Origin of the sequence: Roseovarius autotrophicus (assembly GCF_018069895.1) — a bacterium.
GTDB classification, from domain to species: domain Bacteria; phylum Pseudomonadota; class Alphaproteobacteria; order Rhodobacterales; family Rhodobacteraceae; genus Roseovarius; species Roseovarius autotrophicus.
Window position 1 is genome coordinate 70,846 of record NZ_JAGQDH010000003.1, and the last position, 18,604, is coordinate 89,449.

Consider the following 18,604-nt stretch of genomic DNA (forward strand, 5'->3'; position numbering starts at 1 on the left):
GAAACTTGACGAAGGTCAAGGCTTGTGCGCGTGATGGTGGCATGGCTTGGCCGCGCACGAGTGGGCGCAGGACACTGGGGACGGGCAGAATGAAAGCCGAATTCGTCGAAATTGCGCGGCAATCCCTGCTCTTTGCCTCGGTCCCCGAGGAGGTGGCGGACAAGCTGATCGTCGCCTCGCATGTGCGCCGGTTTGACCGCGGAGCAACGATTTTCTTGCAGGGAGAGCCCGCGCGCTCGATCTATATCGTGGCCGAGGGCTGGGTGAAGCTCTACCGCATCGCCCCCAATGGTGCCGAGGCGGTGGTGGGGGTCTTTACCCGTGGCCGCAGTTTCGGCGAGGCGGTGGCGCTGCGCCATGCCGCCTATCCCGTCGCCGCTGAGGCAGTGACCGATTGCACTCTGATTCAGGTGGAAGCAGCGGCCCTCCTGCGCGAGATCCGCGATGTGCCCGAGGTGGCCATCGCGATCCTTGCCTCCACCTTCGCCCATCTTCAGGCGCTGGTGGGGCAGGTCGAGGCGCTCAAGGCACAGACGGCAGCACAGAGGGTGGCCGAATTCCTGCTTGATCTCGCTACCTGCGCGCAGGGCAAATGCGAGGTGGTCCTGCCCTATGACAAGGCGCTGATTGCCGGTCGTCTGGGGATGAAGCCCGAGAGCCTCAGCCGCGCCTTCGCCAAGCTGCGCGACCATGGTGTCAGCATCCGGCAGAACATGGCCGAAATCGCCGATCTGGAGCGGTTGCAGGACTATGCACTGGCCGATCCGGCCGAGGCGTGGAGCCGGGATCGCTAAATCAACAGAGCAAGCCCCGCAAGCCCGGCGCAGAACCCCGCCAGCACCATGTCAAAACCGCGCCGCCAGCGCGGGGCGTGGGCAAGGCCAAGGTAGCGATGCAGGATGATCCGCCCCTTGAGCAAGGCCAGCGAGAGCGCCAGCAGCGAAACCACCGACCCCGCAGGCACAAGGCTCAGACCAGCGCCGGCAAGGCTCAGCGTCACGAGGGCGGCCCAGGCCATCAAGAGCGGATCGCGCGTCATCGGATCAGGTAGACCACCGGGAAAAGCAACACCCAGACAAGATCGACCATGTGCCAGAAGGCCGCGCCGGTCTCGGTCGCGCGCGGATCGCGCAACACCGCCACCAGCCCCAGAAGCACGATGCCCGCCACCACATGCGCGGCGTGAAAGCCGGTCAGCAGGTAGTAGAAGGTAAAAAAGGCGTGGGTTTCCCAGTCGATTCCCTGCGCGGATTTGGCGGCGTATTCCTGCCCCTTGATGACCAGAAACACCACGCCAAGCGCCATCGCCGCCGCGAGACATGCGCGCTTGCGCGCCTCCCGCTCCGCCTCGGCGGCGCGCACGGCCAGCACGGCGAGAAAACCTGATGTGACCAGCACCACGGTATTGAGCGCGGCCCCCGCCCGATCAAGATGCGCCTGCGCCTCTGCAAAACCTGCCGGGTCGGTGAGGCGCATGGCACTCAGCGCCGCCAGCCCCGCGCCGAACACCAGTAGTTCCGACACGATCAGAACCCACATCATCGGCTCGCCGGGCAATTCGTCAATAAGGTCGGTCATGCCCCGACCAGTTGCCGGTAAATCTGCGGCAATGCGGCGGTCAGCCGGTCGGGATGCGGGATGAGCGCAAAGCCGCCCTGCCCGAACATGCGCGGAAACCACGCCTTGCCATCGCGGTCCACGGTGATGCCAAAGACCGAATGGCCCGCGCGCCGTGCCTCGCGGATCGCCATGTGGCTGTCTTCGATGCCATGGCGGCCTTCGTAATGGTCGAGATCGTTGGGCTTGCCGTCGGTGATGACCAGGAGCAGCCGCCGCTTGCGCGTCTCGCGCGCCAACTCCGCACTCGCGTGACGGATCGCGGCGCCAAGGCGGGTGTAATGGCCGGGCTTGAGGGCGGCGATGCGCGCCTCGATGGCTGCGCTCATCGGTTCGTCGAACCGCTTGAGCCGGTGCAGCCAGACCCGGTGCCGCTTGAGCGAGGAAAAGGCGTTGATGGCAAAGCTGTCACCACAGGCGTTGAGGCCCCAGGAGAGCGCCGCCAGCGCCTCGCGCTCGATCTCGATGACCGAACGCGACCCGCCGTCGTGCCCCGTCACCGTGCCTTCGGTAGACCGCGAGACATCAAGCAGGATCGACACCGCCAGATCGCGCGCAAGCGGGCGCGTCTGCCGCCAGATGCGGTCATCGCTCTCGCCGGTGGCGATGAAATCCACCCGCGCGCGCACCGCGCGTTCGGTGTCAAGCTCATCGCCGTCGGGGTGGCCGGGGGTCGAGACGCGGCCGGGTCTCAGCGCCTCGAACTGCCGTTTCACCGCCCGGATGCGGCGCGTCGCGCGCGGATCTCGCGCGGCAAGCGCGCCCGTCTCGGGGCGTAGATCGCTGGCAAGGATGCGCACATGATCGGGCATGTAGCGCCCCGTGCGCACATCCCATTCCGGGTAGGTCAGCACGTCCGACAGCGCCTCCCGGTCCACGTCTTCAGGGGCGAGATCGAGATGCAGCTTGAGCCGCGTCGCCGGGGCCTGAGAGATTTGCCCCAGCCCGATTTCCTCCTGATCGTCGGCGGCCTTTTTCGCGCTGTCCTCGTCATCGTCCTCGACGCGGCGGTTGAGGTTGATGAACTCGGCCCAGGCAAGGATCGCCTCGAACTTGTGCAGGATAAAGCTGTCCTTGCGGTCGATGAGGTCGGATTTGCGGCGGCGCGCGCGGCGGGTCTTCTCCTCGCCTTGGGACGTCTCGGGCGCGCCCTCGGTCTCGCGGTCCTCGACCTGATCGGCGTGGCTGCGCCTCGGTCTGCGCAGATCGGGCCAGAGCGGCACCGGCCGGAACGGGCGATAGCCGCGCGGGGCGCGCAAGCTGTCCGGGTCTGCCCCGGCCAGCACCTCGGCGCGCGCGGGCAGCGGCGCGGGATCGCCCAGATGGTGACGGATAAGCGCCTCGACCGCCGATTCCAGGGCGGGAAGCGCGGGGCGGGGGCGCAACGCCAGCAACCCGCCACACAGATCGGCATAAAGCGCGCGAAAGCCCGGCGCGGCCTGAAGCGTGGCGGCGACCATGTCTTGCGCGGCGGCAATCGCGGCCAGATCGGCGGACAGCGGATCATCGTGATCGGGGGCAGTCGGCGCATGGGCCGCGCAGGCGGCAAGCCACAGATACAGCGCGCCATTGGCCTCGGGCGCGGGAAAGACCGCCAGCGACGCGGGCAGGCGCAACGCCGCGCCGTCGAAACTGGCGCGTGGCAGCACCTCGGCGGGCGTGCCAAGGCGGCGCAGAAAGGAGAGGCGGTGATGGCTCGTCTCCTCCGCCACGGCCTTGACCTCGACGGACGGATCGCCGCCGAGGCCCCGGAAAAGGACTGCCAGCCGCCCCGCGACCTCAGAGAGGTCAACACGGGCTCCGTCATGCACGCCCGGGGCGTCGAGACGGCTGGCATAGGCGTGCCACAGTTTCCCGATGGTTTCTTCGGGTTCCCATGGGTCGACGTCGATCCTGCCCATCACCGGCCTCACCCGAAAACGGCGGTGACAAGATCGAGGAGCCCGCGTTTCGTGTCGCGGTCATCCGTGAGCGGTTCTATCATCGCGGCCAGAATGGCGCGCTCGACCGGCATGCCCTGACGGATGAGGATGGCGGCATAGACCACGAGGCGGGTGGACACCCCTTCCTCCAGATCCTGCCCCTTGAGATCGCGCAGCCGGTTGGCAAGCCGCACCAGCGGCTTGACGCGTTCCTCCGACAGACCGGATTCGCGTGCGACCACGGGGATTTCCCGCTCGGGGCGGGGAAAGTCGAACTCGACCGAGACAAAGCGTTGCCGCGTCGAGGGCTTGAGCGTCTTGAGGATGTTCTGATAGCCGGGGTTGTAGGAGGCCACGAGCATGAAACCCTCGGGCGCCGCCAGTTCTTCGCCGGTGCGCTCGATGGGCAGGATGCGGCGGTCATCGGTCAGCGGGTGCAGGACCACGGTCACATCCTTGCGTGCCTCCACCACCTCGTCGAGATAGCAGATCGCGCCCTCGCGTACGGCCCGGGTGAGCGGGCCATCGGCCCAGACCGTCTCGCCGCCCTTGAGCAGGTAACGCCCGATCAGGTCCGCCGCAGACAGATCGTCATGGCAGGCCACCGTATAGAGCGGGCGGCCAAGGCGCGCGGCCATATGCGCCACGAACCGTGTCTTGCCGCAGCCCGTCGGCCCCTTGAGCAGGACCGGCAGGCGGTTCTCATGCGCCGCCGTGACAAGCGCGATCTCGTCGCCCTGCGGCAGGTAGAAGGGGGCGTCAGCCGCCCCCTTCAGGTTGGGGTGGGATCCATCCATCTCCATCACTCCGCCGGCTGGCTGATGCCGGGCTCGATGACCTCGCGGCGCGGCACGAACACGGCGTAGATGAAGAGAAGCGCGCCAAGCACCACTGCGATGCCCGCGCCGAAGCGCATCCAGTAGAACACCGCAAGCTGATCCTGCACGCTCATGTAATCCTCGCCCATGACCCGTTGCAGGTGGGTCTGCACCGTGCCGGCAAAGGTCAGCACAAAGGTCATGAACACCACGCCCGAGGACATCAGCCAGAAGGATGCCATGTTGAGCACCTGGTTATAGGGATCGCGCCCAAGAAGGTGCGGCATGGCATAGGTGATGATCGCGAGATTCAGCGCTACATAGGCCCCGTAGAACGCAAGGTGGCCATGGGCGGCGGTGATCTGCGTGCCATGGGTGTAGTAGTTGACGCCATGCAGCGTGTGCAGGAAGCCCCAGACTCCCGCGCCGAAGAAGGCGAGCGTGGCACAGCCGAGCGCCCAGAGAAGCGCGGCCTTGTTGGGGTGGTCGCGGCGACCCTTCCAGACCATGACGAAGGCAAAGGCCATCATGGCGAAGAACGGGATCACTTCCAGCGAGGAGAAGATCGAGCCGATCCACTGCCAGTATCCCGGCGTTCCGATCCAGTAATAATGGTGCCCGGTCCCGAGGATGCCCGAGAAGAGCGCGGCGGCGACGATGACATAAAGCCATTTCTCCACCACCTCGCGGTCAACGCCCGTCAGCTTGAGCATCAGGAAGGCGAGGATCGAGGCCATCACCAGCTCCCATGTGCCTTCCACCCAGAGATGGACCACATACCACCAGTACATCTTGTCGAGCGCGAGGTTCGAGGGGTTGTAGAAGGCGAAGAGGAACAGAAGCGCCAGACCCCAGAGGCCCAGAAGCAGGATGTTCGTGATCGCCGTCTTGCGCCCCGCAAGCACCGTCATCGACACGTTGTAAAGAAAGATCAGCGCGGCGACGACAATGCCGACCTTGACCCATTTGGGCTGCTCAAGGAACTCGCGCCCTTCCTTGCCCAAGAGCCAATTGCCCTCGAAGATGTTGAACAGATAGGTAACCACCACGCCAAGCGTGCCGAGCACGAGAATGCCCAGTTGCAGCCATGCGAGCTTTTCGGAGTGGATCTCACGCTCGGATTCCTCGGGCAAAAGGTAATAGGCCGCCCCGAAGAAGCCCAGAAGCAGCCAAACGATGAGACTGTTGGAATGGAGCATCCGGAGGATGTTGAACGGCACCAGCTCCGACAGGAAGGTCGGCACCACGTAGACAAAGCCCATGACAAGGCCGATGGTCACCTGCACCGCAAAGAGCGCAAGGGCCACGGCGAAATAGGCCAGGGCGATTTTCTGGGTTTGATATTTCATGGCTCTCGCTCCTCAACCGGCGTCGTTCGGTGGCCAGTTCTGCGTGTTGATGCGGCCCGTCCACAGAAGGAAATCCGCAAGGTTGCGATACTCTTCGTCGCTCAGGCCGAAATTCGGCATCTGGCGGCGGCCCTGGATGCCGGTTGGCATGGCGTCCATCCAGCCCTTGAGCATGTCCAGCGCGCCCTCGGGGTCGTCCTGCACACCCCAGCGCGCCATCACATTGCCCAGTTCGGGGGCGTAATAGGCGCCTTCGCCAAGAATCGAGTGACAGTTGACGCAGGAGTGTTTCTCCCAGACGTGCTTGCCTGCGGCGACGCTCTCGGTAAGGCCGCCGCGGTCGGTCGATTTGGTCACGATGTATCGGTGGGAATGGGCGGTCAGGCCCACGAAGATGAGGATGAAGAACAATGATCCGCCGTAGAAAATGTTGCGGGCCATCGTCTTGGTCAGGACTTCGCGCATGGCGCAGTCTCCTTTTCGGAGCGGTTGACGATGGGGTTACCTTGACGGTCGGTGGCCTCGCTTTCCTTAACGAAAGTCAATCGTGCCCGGCACGCGGCCCTGTCAGCACGGGCCAGAGCGCCGCGGCAGCGAGCGTGAAGGCCAGCACCCAGAGAAGCCCCGAGCCGAGAACGCCGGTGTAATAGTGACTGATACCGAGGCTTGATCCTGCCCATCTTGTCAGCGCCGACAGAACCAGAAGCCCGTAGGCCAGTGCCACCGGACCAGGGGCAATCAGCGCGTGCCCGCCATGGCCAAGCGCCGCGCGCGACATCACCGCCAGCGTCATCACCCCCACCGCGCCGATTCCCAGAAGGTGCAGCGCGGCCACTTCCGAGCCCAGCCCGAGCGCCGCCAGCCCTGACAGAACCAGCCCCAGCCCGAGCATCGCCATGCCCAGATGCAGCACCCAGAGGATCGGCTGGTTCCATGTCCAGAGCGGTCTCCAGCGCGCGCCGCGCAAGAGTTGCGCCGCGCCTGCCGCAATCGCCAGCGCGGCAAAAACCGGTCCAGGCAATGCCAGCCCCGCCGCCAGCGCGGTAAGCAGCGTGAGCCCGAGCACCACCATGTCGAGCGGCAGGTGGCTTTGCGGCAGGCGGTGCTCGATCCCGGCGCGGGTCATCGCGTTGCGGGTAAAGGCGGGCGTCACCCGCCCGCCCAGCATCACGATCAGCCCGCAGGTGGCAAAAAGTCCCAGCTGCAGCCCTGCGGCTCCGGTCGCCGTCACCCCGGTCCAGTCCAGATGCACCATCAGGTTCCCCGCCCAGATGAGCGCGAGCACGCCCAGGAACATCATGTTCTGCGGCTTGGGCCGCTTGAGGAGATGGCCAAGGATCTTGGTCCCCAGAACCGGCAGGAAGGCCAGGTCGAGCGTCGCCACCAACGCCATTGGCAGGCTGCCCGAGAACCAGATGCCAACCCGCGCCGCCAGCCACAGTCCGGCTACGAGCATGATAAAGCCGCGTCGCGCCGCGGGCGTGCCGGTCCAGTTCGGCACGGCGGTCAGGAAGAACCCCCCCATCGCCGCCGCCGGATAGCCGAACACCATCTCATGCGCGTGCCACAGATGTGGCGGCGGGGCGAAGGGCAGGGCGCTGACCATGCCCCCCGCTGCGTGAATACCGAGCCATCCGGTCCAGACGATCAGCGAGAAGATCGCGTAAAGGGCGGCGGCGGTGAAGAACACGCGCCAGCCCTCGGAGAAGAAGCGCGCGACCGCGCCCGTGGTGTCTTGTGACATATCCGTGCCCCGCGCTTGGAAAACCTGACGCTGAAGGTCGCGCCGAAAGGCCCGGACCACCTTAACGAAAGTCAAGGATCACGCCCCGGTGATCGGTCAGAAAAGGGATGCCTCACCAGCGCAACGGAGATTCTGACATGACAACCCCAGCCGCGAGGACACCGAGGACGCCAGGGCGCGTGCTCGGCGCCGGTCTGTCTTTCCTGCTCTCGACGGCGGCGTTTCCCGCGCTTGCCCAGGAACAGCCGACCATGAACCCGGAGGCCTTTGAAGCCGCCAAGCAGACCTATTTCGAGCAATGCGCCGGCTGCCATGGCGTGTTGCGAAAGGGCGCGACCGGCAAGCACCTCTTGCCCGAACTCAAGACCAAGGCTGCCGACGGCACCGAGACGGTGACAGGCACGCTCAAGCTTGGCCAGGACCGGCTGGAGCGGATCATCTCCTTCGGCACCGAAGGGGGCATGAACAACTTTGACGGCATCCTGACGTCAGAGCAGATCGCCGATCTGGCCACCTACATCCAGATCGACCCGCCCAAGCCGCCGGAAATGTCGCTGGCCCAGATGATTCAGACCCGCAAGGTCTATATCGAACCGGAAGACTATCCGACAGAGCCGCTGCATGGCCGCAACTGGGAGAACTTCTTTGTCGTGATCGAACGCGACGTGGGCAAGGTCGCGGTGATCGACGGCGATACCAAGGAGGTGCTCGCGCATATCCCCACCGGCTATGCGGTGCACGTGCTCAAGGCGTCGGAACATCACAGCATCGACGAGCCGGAAAATCCGGGCCGGTTCTGGTACACGATGGGTCGCGACGGCAAGATGACCAAGATCGACCTGTGGCAAAACCCCGAGAACATGCTCGTGGCTGAGGTCAAGATCGCCTATGACGCCCGCGACGTGGCCGTGTCCGGCGACGGCAAGTATGTCATTGGCGGGGGCTACTGGCCACCGCATTTCGCCATTGTCGATGCGCTGACGATGGAGCCGAAAAAGGTCGTCTCGACCCGCGGCGTCAACGTCGATGGCGAATATGTCGAGGAGAGCCGCGTGGCGGCGATCTACACGACCCCGCACGAACCCACATGGCTTGTGGCAGTTAAGGAACTGGGCCAGATCTGGCAGGTTGATTACACCGACATCGACAACTTGCGTATCGACAAGATCGACAATTCCAAGTTCCTGCATGACGGGTTCTTCGACCCGACGGGCCGCTATTTCCAGATCGCGGCAAACGCCTCGGATCAGATGGTGGTGGTCGATTCCAAGACCCGCAAGCTGGAGGCGATCATCGACACCAAGTCGAAACCCCACCCCGGCCCCGGTGCCAACTGGGTTGATCCGAATTGTGGCCCCGTGGGCGGCACCACGCACCTCGGCACCGGCCATGTGACGGTCTGGGGCAACGATCCCGCAGATCATCCGGATAACGCCTGGAAGATCTGCTACGAGGTCGAAACCGACGGGCCGGGCCTGTTCATCCGCACCCACCCGACCAGCAAATATGTCTGGGCGGACCAGACGCTGCATCCCGAACCCGAGATCCAGCAATCGGTGCAGGTGATCGACAAGGCCACCGGCGAGATCGTCAAGACCATCCAGTTGACCGAAGTCGAGGGCTATGTCGCCGTCCACTTCGAGTTCAACCAGGACGGCACCGAGGTCTGGGCCTCGGTCTGGAACCGCAAGGATTCCAAGACCGACAATGGAGAGATCGTGGTCTTCGACGCCGAGACGCTTGAGGAAAAGGCCCGGATCAAGGGCCTGTTCGCCCCCACCGGCAAGTTCAACGTCTTCAACCGCTCGAACCACAAGACCTGAGCGTGGCAGCGCCGGGGGGCAGCGATGCCCTCCGGCTTTCGCCTTTGCCCACAGACACCCGCAGACCTGACGGAGCGCGGATCAGATGACAGATGAAACCCCGAAAACCGGCCGTCTCTGGCGGCGCTGGGTCTGGTATGGCGTGCCTGTTGGCGGCGCCGCCGCTGCCTTTGCCGCCGGGATCATCTTCTGGGGCGGGTTCAACACCGCCATGGAAGCCACCAACACGATGGAATTCTGCGTCTCCTGCCACGAGATGCGCGAGAACGTGTTCAAGGAATACGAACACACCATCCACCACGAGAACCGCTCTGGCGTGCAGGCGACCTGTTCGGATTGCCACGTCCCGGACCCCTGGGTGCACAAGATGGTGCGCAAGGTGCAGGCCACGCGCGAACTGTATGGCAAGGTCATGGGCTCGATCAGCACACCTGAGAAATTCGAGGAGGAACGCCTGCGGCTGGCCACCAATGTCTGGACCGCGATGAAGAAGACCGATTCGCGCGAATGCCGGAACTGTCACACCATCGTCAGCATGAACCCCCGTTTCCAGAAACCCCGCGCACGCCAGCAGCACCTGACGGCGATGGAGACCGGACAGACCTGCATCGACTGTCACAAGGGGATCGCGCATTCCGATGTGCGTGACCGTGCGCCCGAGGAGTTGCTGGAAGCGCTCGAGGCGCCGAATCCCCGGCATATCAAGACGGTGCCGCAAAGCTTCCTTGACGGGCTGGACTATATCGCGCGCGTCGAGGCCGAAGAGGCCGCCGCCGCTATCGAGGCGGCACAGGCGGCCGAGGCGGCAGTCGAGGCACGGATTGCCGCAGCTGTCGAAACGGCGCTGAGCGCGAGCGACGACGCAGCGGCGCCATCGGGCGCGGGCGCCGCGATCGACTGGTCGGCCATCCCGCCTGTGACCGTGGGCCTGTTCTATCCCGGCCAGACACCCTGGGAATGGGTGCTCAACGGCAAGGAACATGGTGGTGCGCGCGCATTTACCAGGGGCGGCGACCAATGCTCGGTCTGCCACGCCAAGGAGACCGACGCCATGGGCGCCAAGCTTGTAAGCGGCGAAAAGGCCGAACCCACGCCCATTCCGGGCAAGCGGGGGGCGGTCAACGTGGCCATTCAGGCCGCCCATGATGCCGACAACCTCTATTTGCGCCTGCGCTGGAAGGAGGGTGGCCACGCCCCCGTGCCCTTTGTCGAGGGCGGCAGGATGGACCCCGAGAACCCTGTCAAGCTCGCGATGATGATCGTGGGCGAGGGTGTGGAAAAGGCCGAACAGGCGGGCTGCTGGTCAAGCTGCCACATGGACAGCCGGAGCATGCCCAATGCACCCGATGACCTTGGCGATCTTGACGCGGCGCTTGGCGGGCATGGCTATGTGCAGAAATACATCCCCGACAGCCGCACCGAGATCGAGTTCAAGGGCCGTGAGCGCCCGATGGGCGGCTGGGACCTCTTGCGCGACGAGGGTGAACTGGCTGCCTTTCTGGAGAATGGCACCTTCATGGACTTCACCCGGCTGGATGCCTCCGGCACTGCCCGGCGCGGCTATCTGCTGGAGCGGCGGCACGAGGATGCGGGCCATCCGGTCGAAGGCTCCATGGTGCTTGAGGGCGATACCTGGACCGCCGTTCTGGTGCGTCCGCTGGCGGCAAACGCGCCAGGGCAGATCGCCATCGAGCCGGGCAAGGTCTATACGGTGGGCTTCGCGCTGCATGACGATCACGCGGCGGCACGGTTCCACCACGTCTCGCTCGATCTGCGGCTGGCGCTTGACGATGCGTCGGTCGAACTGAACGCGATCGCGCACTGAGGGCGGGCGCGGGCGGCCCCGGCCCGAGACGGGCCGGGGTTGCTGTTTCCCAACCCCTTTCACAGGAGAGAGAGCCATGCCCCCTATCCGCACCCTCGCCAGCCTGTTTGCGCTCCTGCCCCTGCCCCTGCCCGCGCTTGCGGGCGACCTGCCTACCGACCCCGAGGCCCTGGCCGAGGGCGCGGCGATCTTCGAGCGGCGGTGCAGCCAGTGCCACGGGCTTGATGGCGTGATCTACAAGGCGCCCTGGCTCAACGGGTTGATCGGGCGGCCTGCGGCATCGGTGCCCGATTTCCCCTATTCCGAGGCGATGCGCGCCTGGGGCGGCACCTGGACGGTTGAGACCCTCACGGCATGGCTGACCAAACCCGATGAGCTTGTCCCCGGCACCGAGATGAATTTCGGCGGCTTCCGCCGCCGCACCGAGGACCGCGACAAGGTGATTGCGTATCTTGTCGAGGCGACACGCGAAGCGGCGACGCAAGCGGCGCGGCCTTAACGAAAGTCAAGGTTCGCGCGCGGGCAATCGGCCAGTCTGGGATCAAAGCCAAGCCCGGAGAGTCGCATGTCATACCCTAGCCAAGGCCATGTTTCGCTTGTTGGTTCCGGTCCGGGCGATCCCGACCTTCTGACCTGCAAGGCGCTTCGATGCCTGCAAGAGGCCGATGTTCTGGTGTTCGACCGGTTGGTCAGCCCCGAGATCCTTGCGCTCGTGCCTGCCCGCGTGCGGCGCATCGACGTGGGCAAGATGCCCAAATGCCATCCCGTGCCGCAGGAGGGGATCAACGCGCTTCTGGTCGATCTCGCGCGGCAGGGGCTGCGTGTGGTGCGCCTGAAGGGTGGCGACCCGCTGATTTTCGGACGCGGCAGCGAAGAGGCCGAGGTGTTGCGCGCTGCCGGAATTACCGTCGATTATGTGCCCGGCATCACCGCCGCGCAGGGCATGGCCGCCTCGACCGGCGTGCCGCTGACGCATCGGGGGCTGGCCACGGGCGTGCGCTATGTCACCGGGCATCGGGCGAAGGACGGCAGTCTCGATCTCGACTGGGCATCGCTGGCGAGCGAGGAGACCACGCTTGTCGTCTATATGGGCGTGGCCAATATCGCGCAGATAGCGGCGGAACTGATGGCCCACGGCCTGCCCGCCGACCTGCCGGTGATGGCGGTGGCAAGCGTGACGACCCCGCGCGAGGCGCGGCTGGTCTCGTCGCTGGACCGCATCGCGCCCGAGATCGCGGAGGCCCACCTTGCCGCGCCGGTGCTTTTTGTCATCGGCCATGTGGTGCGGCTTTATGAGGGCAATGCCGCCCTGCCGCTGCGTGATGCCGAGGTGAGGGTCTATGCGTAACGCGCCTGCCCTCTGCCTTGCCGCGACCCTGGCCGGGTTCGCCCCCGTTCCCGCCGCCGCCGAGATCAGCGCCGAGCGGGTGGAACGGCTCGAGCACATGCTGGTGCAGGATTGTGGCTCTTGTCACGGGCTGGTGCGCAAGGGCGGGCTTGGCAGCCCGCTCACCCGAGACGCGCTTGCCCATGCCGCGCCCGAGGGGCTGGCCGCGATCATCCTCGACGGCATCCCCGGCACCGCCATGCCGCCCTGGCGCGCGCTTCTGACCGAGGCCGAGGCGCTCTGGATGGCGCACCACCTTCTGATGGAGCCACGTGAATGAGACGGTTTCTCGCCACCCTCGCCCTTTCAGCCAGCCTTCTTGCAGCCCCGGCCGGGGCCGAGACCGCCCCCCGTGCCACCGGCGGGCTTGGCCTTGTGATCGAGCGCGCCACCGGCTCGGTCCTGCTGGTGGACCGGATCGCGCATGAGGTCATCTCGCGCATCGAGGGCCTGGGCGATCTGAGCCACGCCTCGGTGACCTTCTCGCCAGACGAGCGGCTGGCCTATGTCTTTGGCCGCGACGGCGGGCTGACGCAGGTTGACATGCTGACGGGCGCGATCACCGCCCGCGTCCTTCAGGGCGGCAACGCCATCGGCGGTGCGATCTCGGACGATGGCGCGCTGGTGGCTGTCTCGAATTACGAGCCGGGCGGCGTGCGCGTGTTCGACGCCGAAACGCTGGAGATGGTGGCCGATATCCCCTCGGGCGGCAAGACCGTGGGCCTTGTCGATCTGCCGAACCGCCGCTTTGCCTGGACGGTCTGGGAGACGGGAACGGTCTGGCTGGCCGATCTGTCGGGGGAAGTGCCGGTCATCACCGATCTGGGACAGGCGGGCCTCAACCCTTATGATGCGGTGCTGTCGGGCGACGGGCGGCATTACATCGTCGGGCTGTTCGGCGAAAAGGGCCTGACGCTGTTCGACATGTGGCAGGACGCGCCCGAGCCGGTGCGTTTTCTCAGCGATTACGGACGCGAGGACGCGGAAATGCCGGTCTACAAGATGCCCCACCTGCAAGGCTGGGCGCTGACCGAGGGGCAGTTTGCCCTGCCTGCCGTGGGGCAGCACGCGCTTCTCTGGGTGGAGCGCGCGACCCTTGCGCAGGCCGGTCGCACGGCGCTGCATGGCCAGCCGATCTTTGCCGTGGCGCAACCTGGCAGCCCCTATGTCTGGGTGAATTTCGCCCTGCCGCATAACGACACGCTTCAGGTGCTCGACAGCCGCACCCATGAGGTGGTGGCGACCCTCACCCCCGGCGCCGCCGTGCTGCATATGGAGTTCAGCCCGCGCGGGCATGAGCTTTGGGTCAGTTCGCGCGATGGCAACCGGGTCTTTGTCTATGATACCCACAGCCGCACGGTGAAGGCCGAACTGGAGGCGCAAAGCCCCTCTGGCATCTTCTTCACCGCGCGCGCGCATCGCACGGGGCTATAGGTCATGCCCGCCCGTCTCGATCCCCGCGACACCGCCCTTCTCGACCGTTTTCAACGTGATCTGCCGCTGGTATCGCGCCCGTTTGCGGTAATGGCCGGGGCGCTTGGGCTGACGGAGGCCGAGGTGATCGAGCGCCTCGCCCGCCTCTCCGCCGAGGGCAAGATCGCGCGTGTCGGTGCCACCGTTCGGCCCAACACCGCCGGGGCCTCGACGCTCGCGGCGCTGGGCGTGGCGGCGCAGCGGCTGGAGGAGGTGGCCGAAATCGTCGGGCAGGAACCGGGCGTCAATCACAGCTATCAGCGCGACCATGCGTGGAACCTGTGGTTCGTGGCGACGGCGGCGGACGGGGCCGAGTTGCAGGCCACGCTGGACCGCATCGCCGCGCGCACCGGGCGCGAGGTGCTGGACCTGCGGCTTGTGCGGGCGTTCAACATCGACCTCGGCTTTCCGTTGCAGGGCGTGCGTCCCGTCCCGCGGCGCGATGCCCCGGTGGACCGCGCGGCGCTCTGCGACGGCGACCGCCCGCTTTTGCACCTGCTCTCGCAGGGCCTGCCGCTGGTGCCTGTGCCCTACACCGCCGCCGCCCGCGATCTGGGGATGAGCGAGGCGGCGGTCATCGCCCGCATCGGCGCGCTTCTGAAGGCGGGTATCCTTACCCGGCTGGGCGTAATCGTGCGCCACCGTTCGCTTGGCTGGGCTGCCAATGCCATGGTCACCTTCGATCTGCCCGAGGACCGGATGGAGGCGGCGGGCCGCGCGCTTGCCGCGCATCCCGGCGTGACGCTTTGTTACCAGCGCCGCACCGTGCCGGGGGTCTGGCCCTATGGCCTGTTCTGCATGATCCACGGGCGCAGCCGTGCCGAGGCGCTGGCCACGCTCGACGTTGCCCGCGCCTTGCCCGAATTGCGCGGTGCCGCCCATCAGGTGCTGTTTTCGCAACGCTGCTTCAAGCAGACCGGCGCGCGGCTTCTGCCGTCCGAGGCGGCATGAGACGCGCGGCGCTTCCCCCCGAGGCGCTCGACGCCACCGACCGCGCGATCCTCAACGCGCTCCAGGACGGCTTTCCGATCGCCCATGACCCGTTCACGCAGGCCGCCGCCCCCCTTGGCCTGAGCGGCGAGGCGCTGACCGCGCGGCTGGCGCATCTGCGCGATATCGGCGCGATCACCCGCTTTGGCCCCTTCTTCGACGCCGAGGCCATGGGCGGTGCGTTCTGCCTTTGCGCGATGGATGTGCCGGAGGCGCGTTTCGAGGAGGTCGTGACTTTGGTCAATGCCCATCCGGAGGTGGCGCATAATTATGAACGCGCGCACCGGCTCAACATGTGGTTCGTGCTCGCCTGCGAAACCCCAGAGGGGATTGAGCGGGTGGCCGCGCGGATCGAGCGCGAGACCGGGCTTTGCGTCCTGCGGTTTCCCAAGCTGCGGGAGTTCTTCATCGGCTTCAGGGTAGAGGCATGACACGCGACGCCACCGACCGCCGGATCATCGCCGCCACGCAAGCGGGCCTGCCGTTGGTGGCTGAACCCTATGCCGAGGTGGCGGGCTGGCTTGGCCTGTCCGAGGCCGAGGTGATCGCGCGGCTGACGGCCATGCAAGACGCGGGCATCGTGCGGCGTGTGGCTCTTGCGCCCAATCACTATGCCTTGGGAATGCAGGCCAACGGGATGAGCGTCTGGGATGTGGCGGACGACCGCGCCGAGGCGCTTGGCGAAGCGGTCGGCGCGCTTTCGTTCGTGTCGCATTGCTACCTGCGCCCGCGCGCCCTGCCGCTCTGGCCTTACAACCTTTTCGCCATGCTGCACGGGCCGGACCGCGCCACCGTCGAGGCGCATCGCGCCGAGGTGGCGGACATTCTCGGCGATGCCTGCGCGCGCCACGACATTCTCTATTCAACCCGCATCCTGAAAAAGACCGGGATGCGCCTCAGGCCGGAGGGCTGAGCCATGTTTCGTCTGACCCAATACATGCGGGAGCTTGTGAACCCGACGACCATTCGAGACCGTATGGACACGATGCGCCCGGTGGTGATCTGGAACCTTACCCGCCGCTGTAACCTGCGGTGCCGGCATTGCTATACCACCTCCGCCGACATCTCCTTTCCCGGTGAGTTGAGTCATGGCGAGGCGATGGACGTTCTTGACGATCTGGCCGCCTTCAAGGTGCCCGCGCTGATCCTCTCGGGGGGCGAGCCGCTGTCGCGCTTTGATTTCTTCGACCTGGCCGAACGCGCCCGCGCGCTGGATTTCCGGTATCTGGCGCTTTCGACCAATGGTACGCGGCTGGCCGAGAATATTGACCGCATCACCACACTCGATTTCGACTATGTGGGCATTTCGCTTGATGGTATCGGCGGGGTGAATGACTGGTTTCGCGGTGTCGATGGCGCTTTCGAGGCTGCCCTTGCCGGGGTGCGGGCATGCAAGGCGCGCGGCGTCAAGGTGGGGCTGCGCTTTACGCTCACGCGCGACAATGCCCATACCCTGCCCGACATGCTCGATCTGTGCGACGCCGAAGGGGTGGACAAGTTCTACCTGTCGCATCTCGTCTATGCGGGGCGCGGCGACAAGCATCGCGGCGAGGATGCGCAGCATCGCCATACCCGCGTGGCGCTCGATCACCTGATTGACCGGGCATGGGTAGCGGTGGCCGAGGATCAACCGCTTGAGATCGTGACCGGCAACAATGACGCCGATGCGGTTTATTTCCTGCACTGGGCCGAGCGGCATTTCGATGCCGCCAAACTGGCGCATCTGCGCGCGCACCTCACCGCGTGGGGCGGGAATTCCAGCGGTCTGGGCGTTGCCAATATCGACACGCAAGGCCGCGTGCATCCCGATACCTACTGGTCGGATTACACCGTGGGATCGGTCAAGGAGCGCCCCTTTTCCGAGATATGGACCGGGGATGACCCGATGCTCGCTGCGCTGCGCACCCGCCCGCGCCCGCTCAAGGGCCGTTGCGGGGCCTGCGCACACAAGGATATCTGCGGGGGAAATACGCGCATCCGCGCGCTTCAGGTCTCGGGCGACCCCTGGGCCGAGGATCCGGCCTGTTATCTGGACGCGGAGGAAATCGGCCTGAGTGCCGACGCCACCCGCCTGACCGTCACGCCATTCCGGGGGAAAAGCCATGATCCGGCGCATCGTTTCTTCTGAGTGCGCGGCGCTCGCCGCCGCCCTTCTCATTGCGTCACCCGCAAGTGCCGCCCCGGACGGGGCCGCGCTCTATGCCGCGCATTGCGCTGCCTGCCACGCCGAGACGCGGCTTGGCGGCACCGGCCCCGCGCTCATCCCGCAGACGTTGGGCCGCATCGGCGGGCCAGAGCTTGAGGCGGTGATTGCCCATGGCCGCGCCGCCTCGCAGATGCCGGGTTTCGCCGAGGTGCTGAGTCTCGATGAGATCGCCGCCATCGCCGCCCATCTCAAGCAGCCGCTGACCGAAACGCCGCATTGGGGCGTGGCCGAGATGCTGGAAACGCGCAGCTTTGACGAGGCCCACGCCCCCGCCACCACGCCGGTTTTCACCGCCGATCCGATGAACGTGACCCTCGCGGTCGAGATCGCCGACAGCCAAATCTCGGTGCTCGACGGCGACACGTTCGCGGTTCTGGCGCGGTTCGAGACCCCCTTTGCCGTTCATGGCGGGCCGAAATTCAGCCCCGATGGGCGGCTGGTCTATGTGGTGTCGCGCGATGGCTGGGTTCAGAAATACGACCTCTGGGGCCTGACCGAGATGGGCCGCATCCGCGCCGGTCTCAACGCCCGCAACATCGCGATCAGCGCCGATGGCAAATGGCTTGCCGTGGCCAATTACCTGCCGATGACGCTGACCATTCTCGACGCGGAGACGCTCATGCCCGAAAAGGTCATCGAGATCAGGGGCCGCGACGGCACACCAAGCCGCGTCTCGGCGGTCTATCAGGCCCCCCCGCGCGACAGCTTCGTGCTGGCGCTCAAGGATATTCCGGAGGTCTGGGAAATCTCCACCTCTGACAATCCGCCCCATACCGGCTGGGTCCACGATACCCGCGTCGAAGGCCCGCCCGAGATCGCCCGCCGCTTTCCGGTGCGTAAGATGGGCGTCGAGCAGATCCTCGATGATTTCTTCTTCGACCAGAATTACGAGCATGTGATCGGTGCCTCGCGCGCGACCGAACAGGCGCTGGTGATCGACCTCGACTATGGTCACAAGGTCGCCGAGATCGACCTGCCCGGAATGCCGCATCTGGGATCCGGGATCACATGGGCGTGGGGCGGCACAAGGATCATGGCGACGCCGCATCTCAAGGAGGGGATGATCTCTTTCATCGACATGGCCACATGGCAGACCGTCAAGCGGATCAGGACCGAGGGGCCGGGCTTTTTCATGCGTTCCCATGAGAACAGCCGCTATGTCTGGGCGGATGTGTTCTTTGGCCCCAACAAGGACGCGATGCACGTCATCGACAAGGAGACGCTGGAAATCGTGCGCACGCTGCGCCCCGCGCCGGGGCAGACCGTGGCCCATACCGAATTCACCCGCGACGGGCGGCACGCGCTGGTGTCGATCTGGGAGGATGACGGCGCGGTGATCGTCTACGACGCCGAGACGCTGACCGAGGTGACACGGCTGCCGATGCGCAAGCCTTCAGGGAAATACAATGTCTGGAACAAGATCACCTTTGCCGAGGGCACATCACACTGA

Annotated in this window: 19 protein-coding genes; 12 read left to right on the forward strand and 7 right to left on the reverse strand. The window is 65.8% G+C overall.

Annotated features, from left to right (window positions below):
* The first annotated feature begins 89 nt into the window (after positions 1-89).
* Positions 90-794: a Crp/Fnr family transcriptional regulator gene (locus KAK09_RS04955; RefSeq protein ID WP_210877769.1), complete on the forward strand. Its 705-nt coding sequence runs from the start codon at positions 90-92 to the stop codon at positions 792-794.
* Here the strand turns inward: KAK09_RS04955 and KAK09_RS04960 are convergent.
* From KAK09_RS04960 to KAK09_RS04990, 7 genes are all read right to left on the reverse strand, one after another.
* A complete protein-coding gene (locus tag KAK09_RS04960; RefSeq protein WP_210877776.1) occupies positions 791-1,039 on the reverse strand; it encodes a nitric oxide reductase F protein in 249 nt (82 codons plus the stop codon). The genes KAK09_RS04955 and KAK09_RS04960 overlap by 4 nt on opposite strands.
* Complete coding sequence (locus tag KAK09_RS04965) at positions 1,036-1,578, reverse strand: cytochrome c oxidase subunit 3 (RefSeq protein WP_210877778.1); 543 nt, start codon at positions 1,576-1,578, stop codon at positions 1,036-1,038. The genes KAK09_RS04960 and KAK09_RS04965 overlap by 4 nt, the downstream gene beginning before the upstream one ends.
* Entirely contained in the window at positions 1,575-3,518 is a 1,944-nt protein-coding gene (locus tag KAK09_RS04970; protein WP_210877781.1) for a nitric oxide reductase activation protein NorD, read from the reverse strand. The genes KAK09_RS04965 and KAK09_RS04970 overlap by 4 nt, the downstream gene beginning before the upstream one ends.
* Positions 3,519-3,526: 8 nt before the next feature.
* Positions 3,527-4,336 carry a CbbQ/NirQ/NorQ/GpvN family protein gene (locus tag KAK09_RS04975; protein WP_210877784.1) on the reverse strand — a complete coding sequence of 270 codons (810 nt, stop codon included), beginning with the start codon at positions 4,334-4,336 and terminating at the stop codon, positions 3,527-3,529.
* 5 nt (positions 4,337-4,341) lie between these two features.
* A complete protein-coding gene (locus KAK09_RS04980) occupies positions 4,342-5,706 on the reverse strand; it encodes a cbb3-type cytochrome c oxidase subunit I (RefSeq protein WP_210877786.1) in 1,365 nt (454 codons plus the stop codon).
* Between the two features lie 12 nt (positions 5,707-5,718).
* A complete protein-coding gene (locus tag KAK09_RS04985) occupies positions 5,719-6,171 on the reverse strand; it encodes a c-type cytochrome (RefSeq protein WP_210877788.1) in 453 nt (150 codons plus the stop codon).
* A 76-nt stretch (positions 6,172-6,247) separates the two neighbouring features.
* Positions 6,248-7,450, reverse strand: coding sequence for an NnrS family protein (locus tag KAK09_RS04990; protein ID WP_210877790.1), 1,203 nt, complete (start codon positions 7,448-7,450; stop codon positions 6,248-6,250).
* Positions 7,451-7,587: 137 nt separating this feature from the next.
* Here KAK09_RS04990 and KAK09_RS04995 point away from each other — a divergent pair, with 137 nt between their 5' ends.
* From KAK09_RS04995 to KAK09_RS05045, 11 genes are all read left to right on the forward strand, one after another.
* On the forward strand, positions 7,588-9,273 hold the full coding sequence (locus KAK09_RS04995) for a cytochrome D1 domain-containing protein (protein WP_210877792.1): 1,686 nt from the start codon (positions 7,588-7,590) through the stop codon (positions 9,271-9,273).
* Between the two features lie 85 nt (positions 9,274-9,358).
* Positions 9,359-11,098, forward strand: coding sequence for a NapC/NirT family cytochrome c (locus tag KAK09_RS05000; RefSeq protein ID WP_210877801.1), 1,740 nt, complete (start codon positions 9,359-9,361; stop codon positions 11,096-11,098).
* A gap of 76 nt (positions 11,099-11,174) precedes the next feature.
* Positions 11,175-11,597: a c-type cytochrome gene (locus tag KAK09_RS05005; protein ID WP_210877803.1), complete on the forward strand. Its 423-nt coding sequence runs from the start codon at positions 11,175-11,177 to the stop codon at positions 11,595-11,597.
* A 66-nt stretch (positions 11,598-11,663) separates the two neighbouring features.
* Positions 11,664-12,446: a uroporphyrinogen-III C-methyltransferase gene (gene cobA, locus KAK09_RS05010; RefSeq protein ID WP_210877805.1), complete on the forward strand. Its 783-nt coding sequence runs from the start codon at positions 11,664-11,666 to the stop codon at positions 12,444-12,446.
* Positions 12,439-12,765 (forward strand): c-type cytochrome, encoded by a 327-nt coding sequence (locus KAK09_RS05015; RefSeq protein WP_210877807.1) that lies wholly within the window; start codon positions 12,439-12,441, stop codon positions 12,763-12,765. Before cobA ends, KAK09_RS05015 begins: the two co-directional genes overlap by 8 nt.
* Positions 12,762-13,919, forward strand: coding sequence for a cytochrome D1 domain-containing protein (locus KAK09_RS05020; protein ID WP_210877810.1), 1,158 nt, complete (start codon positions 12,762-12,764; stop codon positions 13,917-13,919). The genes KAK09_RS05015 and KAK09_RS05020 overlap by 4 nt, the downstream gene beginning before the upstream one ends.
* Before the next feature lie 3 nt (positions 13,920-13,922).
* Complete coding sequence (ahbB, locus tag KAK09_RS05025; protein WP_210877813.1) at positions 13,923-14,909, forward strand: siroheme decarboxylase subunit beta; 987 nt, start codon at positions 13,923-13,925, stop codon at positions 14,907-14,909.
* A complete protein-coding gene (locus KAK09_RS05030; RefSeq protein WP_210877817.1) occupies positions 14,906-15,379 on the forward strand; it encodes an Lrp/AsnC family transcriptional regulator in 474 nt (157 codons plus the stop codon). The genes ahbB (KAK09_RS05025) and KAK09_RS05030 overlap by 4 nt, the downstream gene beginning before the upstream one ends.
* Positions 15,376-15,861 carry a siroheme decarboxylase subunit beta gene (gene ahbB / locus KAK09_RS05035; protein WP_210877819.1) on the forward strand — a complete coding sequence of 162 codons (486 nt, stop codon included), beginning with the start codon at positions 15,376-15,378 and terminating at the stop codon, positions 15,859-15,861. The genes KAK09_RS05030 and ahbB (KAK09_RS05035) overlap by 4 nt, the downstream gene beginning before the upstream one ends.
* Positions 15,862-15,864: 3 nt before the next feature.
* Positions 15,865-17,076, forward strand: coding sequence for a heme d1 biosynthesis radical SAM protein NirJ (gene nirJ, locus KAK09_RS05040; RefSeq protein WP_210877822.1), 1,212 nt, complete (start codon positions 15,865-15,867; stop codon positions 17,074-17,076).
* A complete protein-coding gene (locus tag KAK09_RS05045) occupies positions 17,051-18,604 on the forward strand; it encodes a cytochrome D1 domain-containing protein (RefSeq protein WP_210877825.1) in 1,554 nt (517 codons plus the stop codon). Before nirJ ends, KAK09_RS05045 begins: the two co-directional genes overlap by 26 nt.

Coding starts and splice junctions, on each gene's coding strand:
- KAK09_RS04955 (WP_210877769.1), top strand. CDS start 90: ATGAAAGCCGAATTCGTCGAAATTGCGCGGCAATCCCTGCTCTTTGCC.
- KAK09_RS04960 (WP_210877776.1), bottom strand. CDS start 1,039: ATGACGCGCGATCCGCTCTTGATGGCCTGGGCCGCCCTCGTGACGCTG.
- KAK09_RS04965 (WP_210877778.1), bottom strand. CDS start 1,578: ATGACCGACCTTATTGACGAATTGCCCGGCGAGCCGATGATGTGGGTT.
- KAK09_RS04970 (WP_210877781.1), bottom strand. CDS start 3,518: ATGGGCAGGATCGACGTCGACCCATGGGAACCCGAAGAAACCATCGGG.
- KAK09_RS04975 (WP_210877784.1), bottom strand. CDS start 4,336: ATGGATGGATCCCACCCCAACCTGAAGGGGGCGGCTGACGCCCCCTTC.
- KAK09_RS04980 (WP_210877786.1), bottom strand. CDS start 5,706: ATGAAATATCAAACCCAGAAAATCGCCCTGGCCTATTTCGCCGTGGCC.
- KAK09_RS04985 (WP_210877788.1), bottom strand. CDS start 6,171: ATGCGCGAAGTCCTGACCAAGACGATGGCCCGCAACATTTTCTACGGC.
- KAK09_RS04990 (WP_210877790.1), bottom strand. CDS start 7,450: ATGTCACAAGACACCACGGGCGCGGTCGCGCGCTTCTTCTCCGAGGGC.
- KAK09_RS04995 (WP_210877792.1), top strand. CDS start 7,588: ATGACAACCCCAGCCGCGAGGACACCGAGGACGCCAGGGCGCGTGCTC.
- KAK09_RS05000 (WP_210877801.1), top strand. CDS start 9,359: ATGACAGATGAAACCCCGAAAACCGGCCGTCTCTGGCGGCGCTGGGTC.
- KAK09_RS05005 (WP_210877803.1), top strand. CDS start 11,175: ATGCCCCCTATCCGCACCCTCGCCAGCCTGTTTGCGCTCCTGCCCCTG.
- cobA (WP_210877805.1), top strand. CDS start 11,664: ATGTCATACCCTAGCCAAGGCCATGTTTCGCTTGTTGGTTCCGGTCCG.
- KAK09_RS05015 (WP_210877807.1), top strand. CDS start 12,439: ATGCGTAACGCGCCTGCCCTCTGCCTTGCCGCGACCCTGGCCGGGTTC.
- KAK09_RS05020 (WP_210877810.1), top strand. CDS start 12,762: ATGAGACGGTTTCTCGCCACCCTCGCCCTTTCAGCCAGCCTTCTTGCA.
- ahbB (WP_210877813.1), top strand. CDS start 13,923: ATGCCCGCCCGTCTCGATCCCCGCGACACCGCCCTTCTCGACCGTTTT.
- KAK09_RS05030 (WP_210877817.1), top strand. CDS start 14,906: ATGAGACGCGCGGCGCTTCCCCCCGAGGCGCTCGACGCCACCGACCGC.
- ahbB (WP_210877819.1), top strand. CDS start 15,376: ATGACACGCGACGCCACCGACCGCCGGATCATCGCCGCCACGCAAGCG.
- nirJ (WP_210877822.1), top strand. CDS start 15,865: ATGTTTCGTCTGACCCAATACATGCGGGAGCTTGTGAACCCGACGACC.
- KAK09_RS05045 (WP_210877825.1), top strand. CDS start 17,051: ATGATCCGGCGCATCGTTTCTTCTGAGTGCGCGGCGCTCGCCGCCGCC.